We start from the raw sequence: 20464 nt of genomic DNA, 5'->3' as shown, positions 1-20464 counted from the left end.
CCAGTTCGCGGTTAATTACCTTTTTTGAGGGCTTTTCCTTATATTCGCATTCCAAAAATTGAATCTTTTATCCACCTAAAATCCAAAAAAATGGCTTTTGATATCGATATGATCAAAGAGGTGTACGCCCGGTTTCCGGAGCGAATAGCCGCAGCCCGTAAAGCTGTAGGGAAACCACTTACTTTGACCGAAAAAATTCTTTATGCTCACTTGAGTGAAGGCCCTGCTTCTCAAGCATATAGTCGAGGTGCTTCCTACGTTGACTTTCAGCCTGACCGTGTGGCAATGCAAGATGCGACTGCGCAAATGGCCTTGCTACAGTTTATGCAGGCTGGAAGAGATCAAGTTGCAGTTCCCTCTACGGTGCATTGTGATCACTTGATTCAGGCGGAAGTTGGAGCAGAACAAGATTTATCGAAAGCCAAGGATAAAAATAGAGAAGTATATGATTTTTTGGCCTCAGTTTCCAATAAATATGGAATTGGATTTTGGAAGCCGGGAGCGGGTATTATTCACCAAGTAGTATTGGAGAATTATGCGTTCCCAGGTGGGATGATGATCGGTACTGACTCTCACACCCCAAATGCCGGTGGACTTGGGATGATAGCAATCGGTGTCGGAGGTGCTGATGCATGTGATGTTATGGCCGGATTAGCTTGGGAATTGAAATTCCCAAAACTTATCGGTGTGAAACTTACCGGTAAAATGTCTGGTTGGACTTCAGCTAAAGATGTCATTTTGAAAGTTGCTGGAATCCTCACTGTGAAGGGTGGAACTGGCGCAATCGTAGAATATTTTGGTGAAGGAGCACGTTCACTTTCCGCCACTGGTAAAGGTACCATCTGCAATATGGGAGCGGAGATCGGAGCTACTACCTCAATTTTTGGATATGATCAGAAATCTGCAGCTTATTTTCATGGAACAGGCAGATCTGATGTTGCTGCTTTGGCAGATTTAATTGCAGAACATTTGACAGGTGACGAGGAGGTATATGCGAATCCCGGATTATATTTTGATCAAGTGATCGAGATTAACCTTTCTGAGCTCGAGCCGCATGTCAATGGACCATTTACCCCGGATTTGGCTTGGCCTATTTCTAAATTTGCAGCCGCAGTAAAAGAAAATGGCTGGCCGGCAAAGTTGGATGTAGGGTTAATTGGATCATGTACCAACTCTTCCTATGAAGATATTTCCAGAGCAGCTTCTTTAGCTCAACAAGCGGTTGATAAGAAATTGATCGCAAAATCTGAATACACCATCACACCGGGTTCCGAGCAGGTTCGCTACACGGTAGAGCGAGACGGATTCTTGGATACTTTTGGTCAAATGGGTGGAGTAGTGCTTGCCAATGCCTGCGGACCTTGCATCGGGCAGTGGGCTCGTCATGGAGCAGAGAAGCAGGAAAAAAACTCAATCATCACCTCATTTAACAGAAACTTTGCGAAGCGTGCAGACGGTAACCCTAATACCCACGCATTTGTAGCATCTCCAGAGATTGTTACCGCTTTAGCAATTGCTGGTAATTTGACATTCAATCCTCTTACAGATACCCTGATCAATTCTGATGGCGATGCCGTGAAATTGGATGAGCCTACTGGTTTGGAGCTTCCAACTTTGGGTTTTGCTGTGGAAGATGCCGGTTATCAAGCACCCGCTGAAGATGGATCAAAAGTTTCAGTTTTGGTTGATCCTGCATCAGATCGTCTTCAGTTGCTGGATTCATTTACACCATGGGAAGGAACGGATCTTAAGGGTTTAAAGCTTTTGATCAAAGCAAAAGGGAAATGTACTACCGACCATATTTCTATGGCTGGACCTTGGTTGAAATATAGAGGCCACTTGGATAATATTTCCAATAACATGTTGATCGGAGCTGTTAATTATTTCAATGAATCGACCAACAGAGTAAAAAATCAGTTGACTGGTGAGTATGGGGAAGTTCCGGCTACACAGCGGAATTATAAGCAGCATAGCATCGGTTCAATCGTAGTTGGAGATGAAAATTACGGTGAAGGTTCTTCAAGAGAGCATGCAGCTATGGAGCCACGATTTCTTGGAGTGAGAGCCATCTTGGTGAAATCCTTTGCTCGAATCCATGAAACCAATTTGAAAAAGCAGGGCATGCTAGCCTTGACTTTTGCCAATCCTACTGATTATGAACTGATTCAGGAGGATGACTCAATAGATATTGTTGGTTTGACTTCATTTATGCCAGGGAAGTCTCTGGATGTAGTATTGAACCATAAGGATGGAAGCAGCCATACTATCACCGTAAATCACACCTATAATCACGGCCAAATCATGTGGTTCAAAGCTGGTTCAGCTTTAAATTTGATCAAAGCCGCAATAGGTAAGTAAATCAAGGGCCGCGGTTTATTCAGCCGCGGCTTTTTTATTTTTCTGATATGAGCAAATCTGATTTGTTGAAAATATTCCCAATTCTACTTTTAAGTTTTGGGATTTTTTTTTCCACACATTCTCTTGGAAAATTGTTCAATAGCAACGAAAAATTGGCGTGGGCAGTAGATTATCGCACAGATGGATTTATCCAAGAGGGCTTAAGAACCAGTCTATGTGCCAAACCCAGTTTTTTCTATAATTTTTAAAGCAAAAATTGTTATTTGAAAAGTAAAATATTTGCTATGAAATGCAAATTGCTGTATGTTTACCAAAATTTAAAATCAGAAGGTAATTATCAATCCAGGAAAATATAGCAATTCAGCTGAAATGCAGGACAAGGGAATTAATAGCACGTTTAAAAAGATCATTTATGAGTCCTCGGAAATGGTCTTTCTTGCTGATGATTCCTATCCGTATTCTATATTCTATGGCAATGAATCCTTTGAAGAGGAAATAGGGGAATCTTTAAAGGAAAAGACTTTAGTCGGACTAGGTCTTGATATCAATGCCTACATTTTCAAAGAAGAACTAGTTCTGACCCATGGTAAGAAAGATTTTTCTTTCAAGCTTGAATTACCTCAAGACAGTGGGTCCAATTATTTTCTTTTCTACCAAGGGAAAGAAATCAAAACACACGGGCTTCCAAGCAGAAAAGAAGCATATCAATTTTTTACATCCAAGCTTGATCTGATTGCAATCGGTAAATATGACCATCTGACTTATTTAAACTCATCCGTTTTGTCGGTGCTTGGGTATGAAACTGAAGAATTATTGAACACCAATCTCTGTCCATTTATTCATGAGGAGGATCTCGCACGAATACAGGGAATTTGGAAATCACATCAAAAAAATCAGGAAGTAGCTTTATGTGAATTAAGGTTTTTGGGAAAGGATGGAAATTACCGTCACCTCGAATGCTCTGTTCAGTTCAATCCTGAGACGTTTTTTGTCATAGCCAGAGATATATCTTATAGATACATCCAAGCCAAAAATGACCACAAGCTTGATTCTTTGATTGACAGTGTGCCTGATTTGACCAAATCCGGTAAGTGGAAAGTTGATCTTGAAGAACAAACTGTTTTCTTGGAACCTTCATCCAACCTCATCATCGAAGGTCTTTTAGGAAATGACCTTGCAAAAGATACTTTTCAATCCGGATTTTTGAATCAACTCAAAGAATCTGTCAAAACACTTACTATTGAACAGCAGGAATTTGAAGGTGAATTTTGGGTTTCTGAAAGTGAAAAAGTGGACTTCTCAGCCTTTTTTCCCAACAAAAATCGATCAATTATCTGGGGTGTAATTTGGGATAATAGCAAAAGCCGGAAAATTATAAGTGAGTTTGACTTTCTTAAAAAGGCTTGGATCGAATGTCCCGATGCAATGATGATCGTCAAGCCTGATGGTCAAATAGTTTTATCAAATAAAGAAGTAAATCAACTCTTTGGACTGGAAAAAAATAGCAAAATTACCCATCTGGAAGATTTGAATGTTTTCTTCGAGGAATCATACGATTGGAGGGAATGGGTAAATTTTCCATCTGGTGACGCCTCGATTTCGAGATTTTCCACGCTTTTGATCAATGAAAAAGGACAGCAGTTGACCCTTGAATTGGCGGCAAGTCGGATGGAATTTGATAATTCCATGTTTATCACTCTTTCTTTCAGAAATATTTCCGAAAAAATCAATCTCGAAAAGAAAGTAGAGGATAGTAGTAATTTCCTCATGAATCTGACTGATCAGGTTCCCGGTGGATTATACCAGATGGTGTTGAATTCTGAGGGCCAAATGAATTTCTCCTTCTTATCAAAAGGCATCAATGCGGTATTGGGAATATCTCCTCAAAAAATCCACGAGTTCAATGATATTTCTACTGCAATTTCCAAAGTACATCCTCAAGATCTACCTCAGGTAATCATGTCATCCGTGGCATCAGCCCGAAAAATGGAACCTTGGCAGTGTCAATTCAGAGTCAAATCCGGCGATAATAATCAGGAATATCGCTGGGTGCTCGGGGCGGCAAGACCTCAAGCTCTGGAAAATGGAGACATGGTTTGGTATGGCTACTTGACAGATATTTCCAAACAAAAAGAATTTGAGTCCAAGTTGGATGAAGCAAGATTGGCAGCTGAGAAGGCTAATCAGATCAAATCGGACTTCCTTTCCATGATAAGCCATGAACTGAGAACGCCACTTAATGCGATCTCAGGATCTGTTTATTCACTATTTCATGAAGACCCAACCGATAATCAGAAATCAGCCCTGAATACAATCAATTTTGCAGTTGAAAATCTGATCATCATGATCAATGATCTCCTCGATTTTCAAAAAATTGAAGCTGGGAAACTTACCATTGAACATATTCCATTTAATCTAAAAAATACTGTTGACCAAGTGCTGAAAGGACTTTCCTTCCATGCCAAAGACAGTAAAAACAAGCTGAACCTCCATCTTTCTGAAGGTCTCGACATTGCTGTGAAGGGAGATAAAACCCGACTTTCCCAGATCATGAATAACTTGATCACCAATGCACTCAAGTTCACCAATGAAGGAAATGTGGACGTCAGAATCGAGCTATTGGGGCAAGTTAGGAATAAAGTAAAAGTTTATTTTGAGGTAAAAGATTCTGGAATCGGAATAGCCCCTGAGCACCAAGAAAAAATCTTTGATGATTTTGACCAGGTAAAACCAACATTTAGCACCAAATATGGAGGCACCGGTCTGGGACTTTCGATCACCCGAAAGCTACTTAGCCTGATGGGTGGAAAGATTAGTTTGGATTCGCAAGTAGGAAAGGGCAGCAAATTCTTTTTCGAATTAGAATTTGACGTGGAGGAGGAGAAGCAGAAGATCCCAATGAAAGTAGATAATCAAACTCCATCATTTAATGGTCTACATTTGCTGATGGCTGAAGATAATGATGTAAATGCCCTTGTTTTAGGTAAAATTATCAAAAAGTGGGGCTACACTTACGAGCGGGTCCACAATGGACAAGAAGCGGTCGAAGCCGCTCGAATTGGGAAATTCGATTGTATTTTAATGGATATTCAAATGCCTGTCATGGATGGTTTTGAAGCCACGATTGAGATCAAGAAGTTTTCAGGCACCCCGATTATCGCACTCACTGCAGCGGCCAAACTCGAAATCATGGAGCGAATTGACGAATGTAAATTTGAAGGATTCGTTGCTAAGCCAATTGATGCTGCTGAATTATTGAAAAGAATAAAGGAGGTCATTAAAGAAAGCAACTATAAGGCCTGAGCCTTCTCATAGTATTCTTTCACTAAATCCATATCCGGATAAGTTGCCTCCAATTCTGTTAAGTATTGTAAAGCTGTGATTTTATCCTCTTTCATCACATAGTAAATTCCCTTATTCCTAAAAGCAAATGGATTTTTGGAATCCATCTGTATACTTTGATTGATTAAATCCAGTCCTTCATCGGCCCGGTTTAGGAATAATAGATATAAGCCTTTGTTGTTGTAAAAGTAGGCTTGTCTATTATCCAGTGAGATTGCTTTTTCCACGGAATTCAAAGCTTCCTCTATTCTTTTCTCATCGAAGAGAATCATCGATCTGAGATTGTGAAGATTAGACTCTGAAGGGTTCATTTCCTCAGCTTTTGAAAGTAGGACTTTGGCCTTTTCAAATTCTTTTTGATAATATAGAATAGTGGCCTGATTGACGAGAAGGTCCGAATTCGCTGGATCTAGCGCTGCCGCCTTTTCAAAAGCTTCGAGTGCAGCAGGGAAATTCCTGAGTTTTTCCTGACTTAATCCAGCTAAAAAATAGGATTTCCAATTGTTTGCATCCAGTTTAATGAGACGATCAGAATCCTCCCTTGATTTATAAAACTCCCCGTTGTCGAGAAAGGATAACCCTCTTTGAAAAATGGCTTCATAATAGTCCGGCCGGAATTTCACAGCGAGGTTTAGGTCTGCAATTGCTTTGTCCAATTCATTAAGTCGAAGATGCGCCATTGCTTTATTGAAATAAGCGTCAGCATAGGTGGAGTCCATGCTTATTGCTTCAATGTAAAATGCAATAGCAGACTTTGGATCGTTATCCTGTAGCTTTTCATTACCCTTTAGAAGGAATCTACCTTTTTTGGTTTCCTCAGAATCACAACTGATTAGGGCTAAAAAAGTAAGGGTTAATATCAATTTATTCCTTATTTTCATTTTTAGGTTTTTTCTTTTTGTCAGTTTTTTCTTCACCTAAAAGCAAAGCGTAAGGCTTTGTGTTTTCGCTAAGTTCAAATATTTCCCTTAGGATAGCCATGGTGGGGATTACCAGAATCATTCCCGCCACTCCCCAAATTGCAGCGCCAACCAATAATCCAAGGAAGGTGATGAATGCGTTAAGATTCACATTTCCACCGACAATTTTTGGTGTAAGAAAATTACTTTCTACCATCTGAATCACCTGGTACACAACCAAAGCAGCAAGGGGCACGAACAAGCTATCCATTGTCAAAAAGGAATAAATAGCAGGGAGCAAAGCACCAATAAATGGTCCTACATAGGGTATAATATTCAATACAGCTCCGATAATTCCAAAGAAAATCGCATGCTTAATTCCCAGAATCGAGTAGGCTGTAATGTTCAATATGGCTAAGATGACCATGACCTTTCCAACCCCAGTAATATAGTTTTGGATCACTTTTCGGAGGTTTGTAATTCGCGTTTTTACTAGTTCCGGATCTTTGTCCCGATAGATCATGACCATCATTTGTAAGAGATGATCTCGGTATAAAAGAAAGAAAAACATAAAAACCGGGATAAGAATAAGTCCCGAAAGGGATCCGATTGCATTGAGTGCAAATGCTGAAATGCTCGAACTATTTTCGTTTAGTAATCCAATAAAATATTCTGATTCTGCCTTCTCAGCAAAGTTTTCATTGAATCCCAAATTGTTTGAGGTCCAGTTATCTATTCCTTCTCCCACTGCCACGAGTCGTTCTGAAACATTGTTAAAATCTTTGGTAAAACTCACCACATTCCCAATGATAAAACTGATCAAACCAGCTACAATGGCAATCATCAACAATAAGGAAATCACACATGACAGTGTTCTTGGGACTTTGTATCGCTCCAAAAACATACTAAAGGGAGTAAAAAGGATTGCAAAAAATCCTGCCATGAAAAGAGGAACCAACAGACTTTTTCCTACGATCAGGAAAAAAACCAATACAATAATAAATGCCATGACTGAAAGTGCCTTCAAGTAAGAAGACGTAATCATTGGTCTAGATTCCATATTTAGTAAGTTGAACTTGCAAAAAGATAGGGTTTATAACTGATTTTCCAATCAAGCAATAATTAGTCCTGATCTCTTTAGCAGTGCTTCAGGTTTTGGATCCCTGCCTCTAAATCGCTTATATAAGATGGAAGGGTGCTCCTTGCCTCCCGCCGAGAGGATATTTTTCTCGAATGAATTTGCCGTTTCCTGATCGAATACCCCTTTTTCTAAGAACAATTCAAAAGCATCCGCATCCAACACCTCAGCCCACTTGTAACTGTAATATCCAGAAGAATAGCCACCTTGAAAAATATGGGAAAAGCTGGTGCTTGCCATGGTTTGAGGGACTTTAGGAAGCAGTTCTGTTTTACTCATTATCTCCTCTTCAAAACCTCTGATATTTGTTATTAAACTAGGGTCTTGGCTGTGATAAGCCATATCCAGCAGAGCAAAACTAATCTGACGCATAGTCATATAGCCTTGCTGAAAATTAGATGCGTTTTTGATTTTATTTACAAGCTCCTCAGGGATTTTCTCATCGGTAAGATAATGCTTCGCAAAGAGATCGAGGCACTCTTTTTCGTAACACCAGTTTTCAAAAATCTGAGAAGGAAGCTCCACAAAATCCCAAAAAACACTTGTTCCGGTTAATGACTCATAAGTTCCCTTAGCCAGCATTCCATGAAGTGCATGCCCAAACTCATGAAATAAAGTAGTGACTTCATTAAAAGTCAATAGGCTAGGCTTACTTTTGGTTGGTTTGGTGAAGTTGCAAACTATAGAAATATGTGGTCTGTTGTCATGACCATTTATTGTGTATTGACCTCTGAAAGAGGTCATCCAAGCGCCATTTCTTTTTCCCGGTCTGGGGAAAAAATCCGCATAAAACACAGACAGGTGATTTCCATCTCGGTCTTTTACTTCGTAGGCAGTTACCTCTGGATGATAGACCGGGATTTCAGGATTGGGTTGAAAAGTAAGTCCAAAGAGTTTTCCTGCTGTTTTAAAGACTCCCTCAATTACATTTTCTAATTTGAAATAGGGTCTAAGCAACTCATCATCGAGCGAGTATTTTTCCTTTTTGAGCAATTCAGAATAATAGGCAAAATCCCAGCGCTCCAATTTGTCTAATCCTTCCAGATTCCTAGCAAATTCAGAAACTTCCTCTACTTCTTTTTCCGCTTTTGGTTTTGCTTTTTTGAGTAAGGATTCCAAAAAGTCCAGCACAATCGTAGGGTTTTTTGCCATTCGCTCTTCTAATACAAAATCAGCATGGGAAGCATAACCTAAAAGTTTTGCCCGATCATGCCTAAGTTTGATCAGGTTCTTGATTGTGTCTTGATTATCGAGTTCATCACCCTTTGCTGATTTGGTGTTGTAGGCTATGAAAAGCTTCCTACGAAGTTCCCGGTTTTTGGCATAGGTCATGGCCGGAATGTAGCTTGGATAGTCAAGCGTAAATGCCCACTTTCCTGCTTGGCCTTTCTCAGTGGCGATTTGTGCTGCGGCTTCCTTTATGCCATCCGGTAAACCCTCCAGTTCTGATTCATTGTCTACAAAATGAACGAATTTGTTTGTTTCCGCCAATACATTCTCGCCAAATTTCAATCCTAACTGAGCCAGTTCCTGATCGATTTTTCGAAGTTTCGAAGCATCCTCTTTATTTAGTTTAGCTCCATTTCTCACAAAAGACTTATAGGTTTTCTCCAGCAATGTGGTCTGTTCGGAGGTGAGATTAAGATTTTCCTTGTCAGCAAAAACTGAAGATACGCGCTGGAAAAGCTCCTGATCCAATAATATATCATTGGAATATTCTGTAAGTAGGGGTGAAATTTCTCTTGCCAGTTTTTGGATTTCATCGTTGGTTTCAGCTGAATTGAGATTAAAAAAAATAGCCGATATCAAACTTAGCTTTTTACCGGATCGATCCAGTGCTTCAAGGGTATTTTCAAATGTCGGCAGCGATTCTGATTTAATTTTTTCAATGTCAGACTTTGCGAATTGAATGGCTTCTTTGACTGCGGGAAGAAAGTATTCGTTCTTTAAAAGGTTAAAAGGTGCAGTTTCAAAGGGGCTGGTGAACTCAGCCAAAAGTGGATTTGTCATGTGGAAAGGATAATCGTTTGGGTAGTTAATCGGGAGTTCTCCATTTTGGTTCGAGGAGACGTCCGAATTTTTCAATTAGATTGCCAAATTACCTAATTGTTCAGAGAAGTTCTCGAATTGCCATTGATCAAATCGAGCCCACCTCTGTTTTTGTAGAAGTAAATTTTGCAAATCAATTTTTCAGACTTATTATTTTTTGAAGAAAGGAATGGGAAAACAAAAACTAGCTTTCTGAAAAGGAAGCAAGATGAACCGATATCTACTTAGTTTTTTTCTGGTATAAGAACAAAAAAAACCAGAGCAGTTCTAAAAGGATATGCGGTTGGCGCAATCACAGGAAATAGTATAGGAGCAGTGGTAGCACTGATTGATGGCGAAGAATTGTCAATTCTTTATGTCCCATTATTTGGAATGATAGGTTCGGTGCTTGGTTTGATTATAGGCGCATCACCTGACATAACGTTTGAAATAGCAATGAATCAGCAAAAAATGCGTGAAGCTCTCCCTGAATTGGATAAACGAGCTTTTTGGAATTGTATGCAAGGATGCAATTAAAATGAAAAAACCGGGCTCCTAACCCGGTTTTTTATTTTAGAAGTCAAAATCACAACTCATTTCTTCCATTCCAATCGGCGCACCATCTGGAATGCTGAGTGATTGTTGGGCTGTAAATTCCTCTGGCAATTTTAAGAAAGCCCCAATTTTATCTCCCAGATAGGTCCTGTGGGCCTTCAAAATCCCTGCAGGACTTTGCATTCCTGCAATTTTAGCCAATTGCATTCTCGTGATTGCTCTCACCGTCTGAGAAGCATTCGGGTTTTTGGATAGCGCAACCAAATGATCCACAAGCTTTGCTTCAGTCATCAGTTTGATTTCATTTTTCAATCCTCCAGGCATGGTACTTGAAAATACCTGAGTAGTTACTTGATTCAGTATAGTTTCAAAACTTGGCAATTTTAGATCCTGAAGATTTTGCAAATAAATTCGATTGATTCTTCCACTTTCAAACAGGAAGCTGAATGTCACATCTACGATATTCTCTGCCGGAGCAATGGGATCAAAAGTAGGCCCAGTTCGGGAAGGGAAAGTCTCTCGATTTCTGCTGTAACCGCTTGGTCTCGGTGGAATCAATGCCAGGACATGAGCGGGAACTTCCAGCTGATTTATGGAAATTGTAGCAAGCAGCGCATTGAGTGCTTCATTCTGCTCTTTAGCAGAAACCCATTTTTGATTGGGTTGATTGTCACCTTTAATTTTGTAAGTGTAATCTAGTCCACCGATCAATTTGCTGGTAGCTTCGAGCTGATAGCGATGCATCAGGTAAAGCGGAACAAATACTTCCTCCAAAATAGCTTGTGGCTCTCCTTCTCGAATTGCGTTCAAGCCAAATGTTTTCATTCGATTTTCTCGCAATTTCAGCATTCGCATCAATTCTCCGGGTGCCGAAGCACCATTATCCCATAAGTGGGAGCGGGGATGAGCTCCACTTGGATTTCTGGAATCCGAATCAGTAATAAACTCAAAACCGGCTGCATACGTGTCTCTTAGTGTTTTTTCCAAAAATTCATCTTCGCTTTGTCCCGGAGCTGGAGTTCCATAGCCATATTTGATAGCCCATTTGTCCCATTCCCCGATCTTCAAGTCATAAGCTTGGCTGAAGTCCAATTCACCATTCGATCCTTCTGTAATAAAAGGATGTGGATAATCCATCACGGATGCCCGATCGTTGGGTGAGGTGGCATAGCTATGCGCGACTCCGATGGTATGACCAATCTCATGTGCAGAAAGTTGCTTGAGGCGATCCAGTGCCATTTGCATCATTCTCGGATCGACTGGTTTTCCATCTTCAAAGGGTTGTAGCAATCCCTGAGCGATCAAATAATCTTGCCTTACGCGTAATGAACCCAAAGAAACGTGTCCTTTCAGGATCTCGCCAGTTCTAGGATCTCTGACACTTGAGCCATAAGACCAGCCTCGGGTAGAACGATGTACCCACTGAATGACATTGTATCGGACATCCAATAAATCTAGCCCTTCCGGAGCCAGTTCTACTCTAAATGCATTCTTGAAACCTGCTGCTTCAAAGGCCTGCGCCCACCAATTTCCTCCTTCGATCAAAGCTGAAGCAACTGGCTCGGGAGTGCCTCGATCGAGGTAATAGACAATCGGCTCGACCACTTCTGAGAGAGCCGCACTTGGTTCTTTTTTCTCCAATCGATGTCGGGAAATAAATCGCTTAACCAATGGTTGGTCGATTGGAGTAGTATAATCTTGGTAGCTGATAGAGAAGTAACCAGCTCTTGGATCAAATTTTCTGGTTGCATACAACTCTGGAAGTTGAATAAATGAATGTCTCATTCGGACAGTGACCGCCTCAGGAGTAGGGGTGACTGATCTTAAATAGCCTCCAGCACCTGTTCCAGTCAAAGTGATTGTTGCCTCTACCTCTGTATTTTCCGGGAAGTTTTTGGTCGTAGGGTAATAAAGTCCTGATCGGCTGGCATCTACTCGGTAAGTTCCTTGCCGGGATCGGGTTAAAGTTTCCGATACGCCGTGCACATCCTGCAAGAAGAAGTTGGTAGCATCCACGATCAGTTTTTCACCTTCTTTCTGAGCAATTTCAAATCCCCAAAGTACAGATTCTGCAAAAGCATCCTGAATAGACTTGGCCTCATAGGGATTGTCGGTAAATGCCCGGAAGCCAAAATTTTTGTGCACCATTAGGATTTTATTTCCTGTTCGGCGAAACTCAACTACCCGATTATCCCCGAGTTGGCCTCGGTCCAGGCCGATGTCATTGGATCCTACTCCGGCGGTCAAGGAATTGACGTAAAGGAATTCCTTGTCCAAGGAAGAGATTTCAAGGTAAATCTTGCCTTTTTCCTCATCCAGGAAAAAAGGCATGAATCCGTCTTTTTTGCTCATTTTACTCAAATCCAGGTTTTGCGAGAAACCTGAAAAGGACAAAAGCATTAAAAAACTCAGAAGGTAAAGTGGTTTTTTCATAAGTGTTTAACTTTGTTCCAAATTATCAAAAAGGGAAAGGACTTCAGCACCACTAATGGAAAATCACCGAAGAAAGTATCGAAGCATCAGCGCTGTGTCAGTTTGATTTGGTCCATCGATTCGCTGAAGTCCACTGCTGATCACATCTCTATCGGTATAGCTGGTCTTGGAAAACCGAAAGTATGCTGTGAGTTTTGGGGAAAATTGATATTGCCCAAGTAGGTAATAACGCATCCCTTGGCCAAAAAAGGAAGGAAGGGAAAAAGTCCAAAGCACATTGTTTTCAAAGGCGAACAATCTATTATCGAATGTTTCGGCATCAAAAAGTGCTGCTCTACCTGTCAGCCTCCATTTGTTTTGTCCATATTGGACATCCTGAAGAATCATGAGTCCATGGGTGATGTTTTCCGCAATTTTTACACGACTCGTGAGAATTCTTGACCTTAGAAAAAAGTCCTTGCTTACATGGTATTCAAGGCTTAGCAGACCATTGAGTTTATTGATGGGTTTGACTAGATAGGGTAGGGCGGGTTCCCTTGAATCAGGGAGATTTCGGTCTTTTTGTTCCTCTCGTATTTGAATAAATGCGATAAGGTTTCGAGCGGGTTGATAGCTGATACGGGCCAACCATTCATAACCTTTAGAAGGTGCATAAACTCGATATCTCAGCCATGGAAAGCTGAAATAGTCATAGTAAGCATTGATTTTCCATCGTTTTTCAGGACGAATTTGAATTCCCATATAAATACCTTGTTCATTGATAGGACGTGTGTTTTCTGAGAATCCTGTAGAATAGAAGCTGTGAAAATTCTTATCATATTTTCTCCAAAGCATTGAAAAATCCACCTGTTTGCTCAGACTACTCACAAAGCCTAATACTGATCCCGATCCACCACTTTGAGAAATAGCTGATTCTCCAAATAGAAAGAAGTTTTTCCAGTTGTAATTAAAATAGGCACTCGACACCAGGTTGCTTTGCCCCGCAAATTCAAACCGATTGTAGATCTGAGGTGTCCGAATCCAAGGACGATTGAATCTTGTGAATAAGGAGTTTGCTCCCAATTGAAATCTTCCTGAAGGATGTGAATATTGTGCATTGGCACCCAAATTTGTCTCCTGAAATTGGTTTTTGGTGGAGATTTCACTCGGTGTTCGATGTAATCCACTTTGGTTGAATGAACTTATCACATCCACAGACGACTCCAAACTGTCCATGGAGGAAGCTAATCTCCCGTCTCTGGGTGCATGAGAAGCGATCAATGTGGCCTGCCAATTTTTGAATTGTCTTGTCAATCCCAATCCTCTAAAAAATCCGAATTCCATTGCAGCGGTGTATGGCAAGATCCCGATGCTGCTTCTACGAACGGTTGGGACTGTTTCAGCACCTTTTCCTAAGGAATATCCTGCACCGAATATGAGCCCTTGACCAAATGAAGCTTGAAAATCGCCAAGTGCAATGGTTTTCCACTTTCCTACATAGTATCGGGTGAAATGGAAGGAAAAGAAATTAAATCCATAGCGAGCGGTTTTACTATCCCAAATAAACTGTTCACCTGCATCCTTTTCCAAGGTGACACCCATGCTGAAATCCCGGGCATGTTGAATTCTAAATCTTAAATAAATGGTATTTGGATCCCCTAGATATCTGCTTGAAATAATGCCTGATCTGCTCGTGTCGGCGGGAGTAAATCCTCTTCGTGTTTGCCAGGTTCGTTGATGCCGAAAGAGGAGATAGGCCTGTTCCTCTTCTTTCACACGGTTCCAAAACTTCTTACTTCTCAAGCCGGAACTTCCTATTGTGATGAAAGGCATCAAATTATCTATTGTTTGGAGATCAAATTCAGGAATAGCCTGTAGTTCATAAAGTGAAAGCAGTTGTCCAAATGAATTTCTGTAACTCAATAAATTGTTGATCTGTAAAGGGCTGAGTAAATAGCTTGCCTGCAATGTCTCTGCATCAGCACGATTGATATCAATGGGATTCAGGTAAAGCTGAAAAAGCGCCTCATAAATTGATTCGTAATCTATGTCCTCTCCCTGCACAGGAAAAAGTCGCTCCATAAAACTCTCGAGGTTAATCGCCTGCTTTGGAGGATTCTGTGCCCATGATAAAAAAGAAACAATGCAAAGGACAAAAATGCAGCAAGTAGCTCTCATCACTTTCCGAGTTTCATCACCAAGCTCAAATGATGCGTGCGCCCCAAAGCTGTATTTTGACCATAGGCATAGTCAAAGCCGAAATGATCCTTTCGTAATCCCAAGCCGAAACTTACTCTAGCTGGATTGCTGCTGATACCTGTGCGAAGAAAAATCCACTCCTGAACCCGATATTCTATTCCCGCTCGGATAATTGGGTTCAATTCAATGTCTTTTTCGATCTCGGCTATAATTCGGACCGATTCTCCTGATAAGTAAGAGAATCCCATTTGCACTACTGTAGGAAGCCGCTGTTCGCTAGTTTGGCTGAGTTTCGCTCGATTTAGATTCGAGAAATTAGCTCCAAGAAAGAATCTAGGACCTAGTTCTGCTATTCCTCCAAGGGAAAAAATAAATGCGTTTCCAGTTCCAAAACCCTCCATTTGAGTTTGAAACCAATCTACTTTTGCTCCAAGACTTACAATCCCCAGTGTATTTGAAAACCCGACACCCAGAAGTTGTTGGTTAAATAGCTTCCCGCCAAATCTTGAAATCCCTAGTCCGATGGTGCCGAAGTCATTTTTCCATCCCAATCCCAAACCCACCGTGCTCAATTCAGGGATACCGAATCTGGAATCAAATCCAGCTGAGATCTGGGTTTCTCCGATCCGGTCCAATGCCCCGACATTATTGAAATAGGTCCAGGAATCTGGTAAAAAGAGTTTTGTATTGCCCATACCCTGACTGCGGGCGCCGTGGGCCTGAGTGAGTGGATCGGTCTGAGCAAAAGATTCGCTCAACGTCCAAATCCAGAAGCATAAAAAAAGGAACTGCCTCATTAGGTTCGGAAAAAATCTGAACCTAATTTAGTTAAAAATCGAAATCAAGAAAAGTAATTGGTTCAAAATCAGAAGGGAGCCCTCAAGTTGAAGAATAGATTCCCTTGGCCGGTGTTATTCAATGAGTATTCAAATCTAAAAACTGAATCATACATACCCACGATATCCAGACCAAGTCCATATCCAAAAAGATACTTATTCGTCAATCGTAAATTTTCAGGAATATTGTTTCGATCTGTCACAGTCCCATGGTCGAAGTTTCCGCTGAGGTAGAGTTTAAACGGAATCGTACTGAATTGATCCAAGGGCATATATTTAGAAATATCAACTTCCAGGTCAAATAGTTTGTAACGGAGGCTATTTTTATGTACATACAACTGTTGACCCTCGATCACATTCAGTTCATAGCCTCGAATAAAGTTTGGCGCATAACCAATTCCTCTTACCAGAGTATAAGGTTGATTTGGGCTCAAAAACCAAACTCCCGTCAAGCCGGTAGCCAGGTGAAATTTATCACTGAACTGAAAATATTTATTGGCTATGATATTCAACTCAACTTCATTAATATCCTTAGTATCCAAAATTCCATACTTGGTAGCAGTAAGTTGAAGTAGTTCCCCCTGTGTAGCGTAAGCAATATTGTCTCGCTTATCGTGGCGAAATGAGTACTGGAGAAATAAATACTTCAAGTTATTATCGTCATTTTGAAAGTAAGTGGGGTTTTGAACCAATACCTCTGGGTTTATCCAAGTTCTGGTGTACCCCAAAGTCATAAAATGAAAATTGTAAAAAGTCCTTCTGTAGTTGTATCTCAAAGCCGTAGAAAAACTTTTCCTTAAGACCTCTTCGCTCTCGCTTTTGAAGAAAACCTGCTTGTTGTCCAAAGACCGTATGGGCAGGGTCTTTTGATCTGCATAAGTCAGTTGGATGGCGAGGCCTTGTTTTTGCTTCTTATCAATGTAGGGTTTGGTATAAACCAGGTCCAAACCCTTGGTGAATCCAAGCTGACCGGAGAACCTGAGTTTTTCATTTCTTCCACCTACGTTGTTGTGATTTATTTTCAGTCCATAATTTACTCGGGAAAAATCTCTTTGTTGATTAGTCCACCACTCTGAAAAGTTTCGATCGGCTAGCTGAAAAATGAAAGAAGGAACTACGAACCAACGTTCTTTTACCGAAATAAGGATTTCAACTTCCTCGTCTCCAGTAAAAAGTGGTGTGACTTCAACTTCAGTGAATAGCCTTAGATTATAGATCTTTTGCTGATCCGATTTGATGATATCTAAAAATACTTCCCAATCATAAAAGAAGTCAGTTGTAAAATCCAGCTCTCTAAGAATGATATTTTTTTGAGTTTTTACATTTCCAATGATGAAAATATTATTCACCTTTACCCGCTCTGGAGTCGGAGGATTGACAGGTTCTAAAGTTGTATCCTGAGCATTGACTTTTACAAAGTTCAACAACAGGAAGAAAACCGAAAGACAAAGGATATTTCTCAAAGTGGGAATCAAAGGAATCTAACTGTGTAAATTTTGGTTTAGCTGATTTAAAAATGTTTCAATGATCAAAACCTACCTGAGAAAGATAGCCATATTTCCCATTTTGGTTTATCAATATGTGATTTCCCCCATTCTTCCTGCTAGCTGTAGATACACACCGACTTGTAGTCAATACATGAAGGAGGCGATTCTAAAGCATGGCGTATTCAGGGGAGGTCTACTTGGGTTCAGACGAATCGGCCGTTGTCATCCTTGGGGAGGACATGGGCACGATCCAGTTCCTTAACTTTTCTCTGGTTTAATTCCATTTTTCAAAGCTCTTCCTACAAGTATGATTCCGATTATCACCAAGGGAATACTTAAGAGTTGCCCCATATTAAATTGCATAGACTGCTCAAAATCTACCTGAACTTCCTTGAGAAATTCCCAGACAAAACGCATTCCAAATACAGAAATCAAGAATAGACCCAATAATAGCCCCTCTGGTAATCTTGATTTGTATTTGACCCAAAGTGAAAGCAAAATCAGGAATATCACAAAATATGAAAGTGCCTCGTAGATCTGAGTTGGATATTTTGTTCTTCCGAAGGTTTTGACTGTTACCAGATATCCAGTTGGTTCCTCCTTAATTTCAAAATTGAGTGGACTTTCTACGGGTTCTGCCAAGTATTCTTTGGAGGATCTAAATTGAGTCAGTGCGTATTTTATATCTCGTTCGAGAATGCTTGAAAGATCTTCTTTCGAAAAATTTCCTTTGTTTATTCTCAATTCAAAGTTTACCGGGACAATCCCGTTTCCCTGAAGTTCATTTGCTCGGTCTGATGGTTTGTAAGCTTCAATAGACTCAAAGGGCACTTTTAAGGTTTCAAGAATTTCCTCAGCATCACGAGCAAAAACGAATCCGCTGTCCGTTCCGGTATCTTTTCCGCCGATTTCAGAATTCATCAAATTACCAACTCGGATTAAAGCTCCTGTCATCGCAGTTACAATCACAATTCTGTCTACTACCCACAGGTAGCTTTGACCTGGAGTCCGTCTGGAATAAACCCAAAGAGCGAAGAGAATTACAATAGCAGCACCATGACTGGCAAGTCCACCTTCCCACACTTTCAAAATGTCAATGGGATTGCTCAGGTATTTTTCAGGTTCATAAAAAAGAACGTGCCCCAGTCTCGCTCCGATGATGGTCGCTAGGACCATATATATTGTCAATTTGTCTACCAGTGCTTCGTCCTGACCTTCTTTTCTAAAAAAGTAAACCATAAACTGTTGGGAGATGATGAAACCCATGGCAAATAGTAAACTGTACCATCTTAATCGTTCAAAACCTGAAAATACAGCTTGATTTGGGTCCCATACTACATAACTCAGAAATGATTCTAACATATTGTCGGATTAGATTTTGTCTAATTGTTCAAGTTCTTCAGCAAAGCCACCCGATAAAATCGGAAAACGATACCAGGTTTTTGGGTCAATATTGAATTCGTCGAGATGAAAGGAAGGAGCAAGTCGTTCTCTTTTCCACTGATTTCTGGACCAAAGTCGGAAGAATTTTTTGATATAATCTTTCAAAACGTCTTCATCCAATCCGAGTTCCTCATTCAAAAGCAGGAAAATATCCATAGGGGATCGTTTGTCCCGTATCGCGAGTCGTTCGATCTCTACAATAACCGCATAAGGCATCAGATCCTTTTCATCAGTCTGAGTTCTTTCCAGGGGTCTAAGTTCTGCCGTAGGTGTCAGAGAATTAACATACGAAAGACCCGGGCGATTCAGATTTTTTTCAGCCCATTTCAACCAATGCAAAATGAAATGCTTATCAACCGCTGCGATCGGAGAGATGCTTCCGCTCGTGTCTCCGTCCATGGTGGTATATCCGACGTCACCCTCACTTCTATTGGAGGTAGAAAGCAACAGTGCATTATTCAGATTTGCCAGCATCCAGATAATTGGAGATCTGGACCGAGCCTGAATATTTTGCAAAGTAATGTCGTCATGTTCCCATGTGAGTTTTCGCCCGATGGCAGTTTCGATTTTTTCGGTGTAGGAGTTTACCTCAGAGTCTATTGTCCAGGAATAAAAATTTGCACCCAGACTTTCAGCTAACATTTTTGCAGACTGGAAGGTATCATCGGAAGAATTTAAAGTCCCTTGATAGGCCGTTGTCAGTAGATGACCGACAAGTTCTTTTTCAGGGTTATTTGTTTGTGGTGAAAAATCCAATCCCAGCTTCTTGGTAAAATTTTCCACTCCTAAGTCTGAAATCCCTCGACTGACCATCTCAGCTACAAGGACAGCAATAGTGGAGGAGTCAGCACCTCCTGATAGGGAGAGCACAAAACCATTGCTCCGACTTTTCCTTAGGTAATCAAAAAGACCCAAAGCCGATGCTTGAACAAATTCCCATTCCTTTGGCTGGATTTCGGCAACTTCCTGCCTTTTTTCTTCTAAATAAAAAGAGAACACTTGAAAATCCTGATAGGAAAGCAATTGGTTGCGGGCGAGTGTATTTCCTGATTTAGTCAAGAGAATTTCCCCGTCAAATATCATCCTACCGGCTTCATTACCAAGGAGATTGACGTAGCAGTAATAAGAATTGAAAATTTCTGAGCTGTATTCGATAAGCTCTTTTCGCTCCAAAGTCTTTCCCATTGCAAAATGTGAAGCACTGGGATTGAAGATCAAATCAACTTTTCGGTCGCGTAATCTGTATCCCGGACGAACTTTACCTCTCCAAGCATCTTCGCAGATTTCGAATCCATAGTGAATTCCTCTGTGATGAAACGTAAGGTCACCCAATGGGACTTGTTTGCCATCAAACTCAAAATCTATAACCTGATTTGCCTCCCAAGGCGTGAACCAGCGAAATTCATAATGAACTCCATCGATTGCCATGAACTGTTTCGCCACGATGCCTTTTAGCTTTGCGTTTTCTATGACAGCGACGGTATTATAAACTTTGTCCTGAATTCTTACCGGAAGCCCAACCGCAACAGTAATATCTGAGCAGTAGGGGATGAGTTCTTTAAGTTGACTTACAGCTTTTTGGGGATACCAATAACTCAAGAAAAGATCCTCAGAACCATAGCCAGTAATGGCTAACTCCGGAAAACAAAGGAGTTCCACTTTCTCAGATTTGGCTTTCTGGATCGCATCTTTAATTCTCGTCAGATTTCCTTTCCAGTCGAGAGGGGTTTGGTTGACAGTAGCACCTGCTATTTTTATTGCAGCCAT

At 40.7% G+C, this 20464-nt stretch carries 12 protein-coding genes; 3 read left to right on the top strand and 9 right to left on the bottom strand.

Annotated features, from left to right (window positions below):
• Positions 1 to 90: 90 nt before the first annotated feature.
• Positions 91 to 2358, top strand: coding sequence for an aconitate hydratase (locus tag ACK4HU_RS11305; RefSeq protein ID WP_409806796.1), 2268 nt, complete (start codon positions 91 to 93; stop codon positions 2356 to 2358).
• Positions 2359 to 2727: 369 nt separating this feature from the next.
• The gene (locus ACK4HU_RS11300; protein WP_409806794.1) at positions 2728 to 5661 is read left to right on the top strand and encodes an ATP-binding protein; all 2934 of its coding nucleotides are present in this window, start codon (positions 2728 to 2730) and stop codon (positions 5659 to 5661) included.
• Here the strand turns inward: ACK4HU_RS11300 and ACK4HU_RS11295 are convergent.
• The 7 genes from ACK4HU_RS11295 to ACK4HU_RS11265 form a co-directional block, all read right to left on the bottom strand.
• On the bottom strand, positions 5649 to 6581 hold the full coding sequence (locus tag ACK4HU_RS11295; protein ID WP_409806792.1) for a tetratricopeptide repeat protein: 933 nt from the start codon (positions 6579 to 6581) through the stop codon (positions 5649 to 5651). The two genes, ACK4HU_RS11300 and ACK4HU_RS11295, sit on opposite strands and share 13 nt — an antisense overlap.
• The gene (locus ACK4HU_RS11290) at positions 6565 to 7659 is read right to left on the bottom strand and encodes an AI-2E family transporter (RefSeq protein ID WP_409806791.1); all 1095 of its coding nucleotides are present in this window, start codon (positions 7657 to 7659) and stop codon (positions 6565 to 6567) included. Before ACK4HU_RS11290 ends, ACK4HU_RS11295 begins: the two co-directional genes overlap by 17 nt.
• Before the next feature lie 51 nt (positions 7660 to 7710).
• Complete coding sequence (locus tag ACK4HU_RS11285) at positions 7711 to 9747, bottom strand: M3 family metallopeptidase (RefSeq protein ID WP_409806789.1); 2037 nt, start codon at positions 9745 to 9747, stop codon at positions 7711 to 7713.
• Between the two features lie 591 nt (positions 9748 to 10338).
• Positions 10339 to 12753, bottom strand: a complete 2415-nt coding sequence (locus ACK4HU_RS11280; RefSeq protein WP_409806788.1) for a zinc-dependent metalloprotease — start codon at positions 12751 to 12753, stop codon at positions 10339 to 10341.
• Positions 12754 to 12816: 63 nt separating this feature from the next.
• Positions 12817 to 14814, bottom strand: coding sequence for a ComEA family DNA-binding protein (locus ACK4HU_RS11275; protein WP_409806786.1), 1998 nt, complete (start codon positions 14812 to 14814; stop codon positions 12817 to 12819).
• Positions 14815 to 14909: 95 nt separating this feature from the next.
• Positions 14910 to 15728, bottom strand: coding sequence for a hypothetical protein (locus tag ACK4HU_RS11270; RefSeq protein WP_409806785.1), 819 nt, complete (start codon positions 15726 to 15728; stop codon positions 14910 to 14912).
• Between the two features lie 68 nt (positions 15729 to 15796).
• Entirely contained in the window at positions 15797 to 17230 is a 1434-nt protein-coding gene (locus ACK4HU_RS11265) for a BamA/TamA family outer membrane protein (protein WP_409806783.1), read from the bottom strand.
• A gap of 61 nt (positions 17231 to 17291) precedes the next feature.
• On the opposite strand from ACK4HU_RS11265, the gene yidD reads away from it, so the two are divergent.
• Complete coding sequence (yidD, locus tag ACK4HU_RS11260; RefSeq protein WP_409806781.1) at positions 17292 to 17516, top strand: membrane protein insertion efficiency factor YidD; 225 nt, start codon at positions 17292 to 17294, stop codon at positions 17514 to 17516.
• Here the strand turns inward: yidD and ACK4HU_RS11255 are convergent.
• Positions 17513 to 18616, bottom strand: coding sequence for a prolipoprotein diacylglyceryl transferase (locus ACK4HU_RS11255; RefSeq protein ID WP_409806780.1), 1104 nt, complete (start codon positions 18614 to 18616; stop codon positions 17513 to 17515). The two genes, yidD and ACK4HU_RS11255, sit on opposite strands and share 4 nt — an antisense overlap.
• Positions 18617 to 18625: 9 nt before the next feature.
• Positions 18626 to 20464, bottom strand: coding sequence for an NAD(+) synthase (gene nadE, locus ACK4HU_RS11250; protein ID WP_409806778.1), 1839 nt, complete (start codon positions 20462 to 20464; stop codon positions 18626 to 18628).

The organism is Algoriphagus sp. (genome assembly GCF_046296635.1).
GTDB lineage: Bacteria > Bacteroidota > Bacteroidia > Cytophagales > Cyclobacteriaceae > Algoriphagus.
The sequence above is the reverse complement of the archived record's forward strand: the minus strand, read 5'-3'. Positions and strand labels throughout refer to the sequence as shown.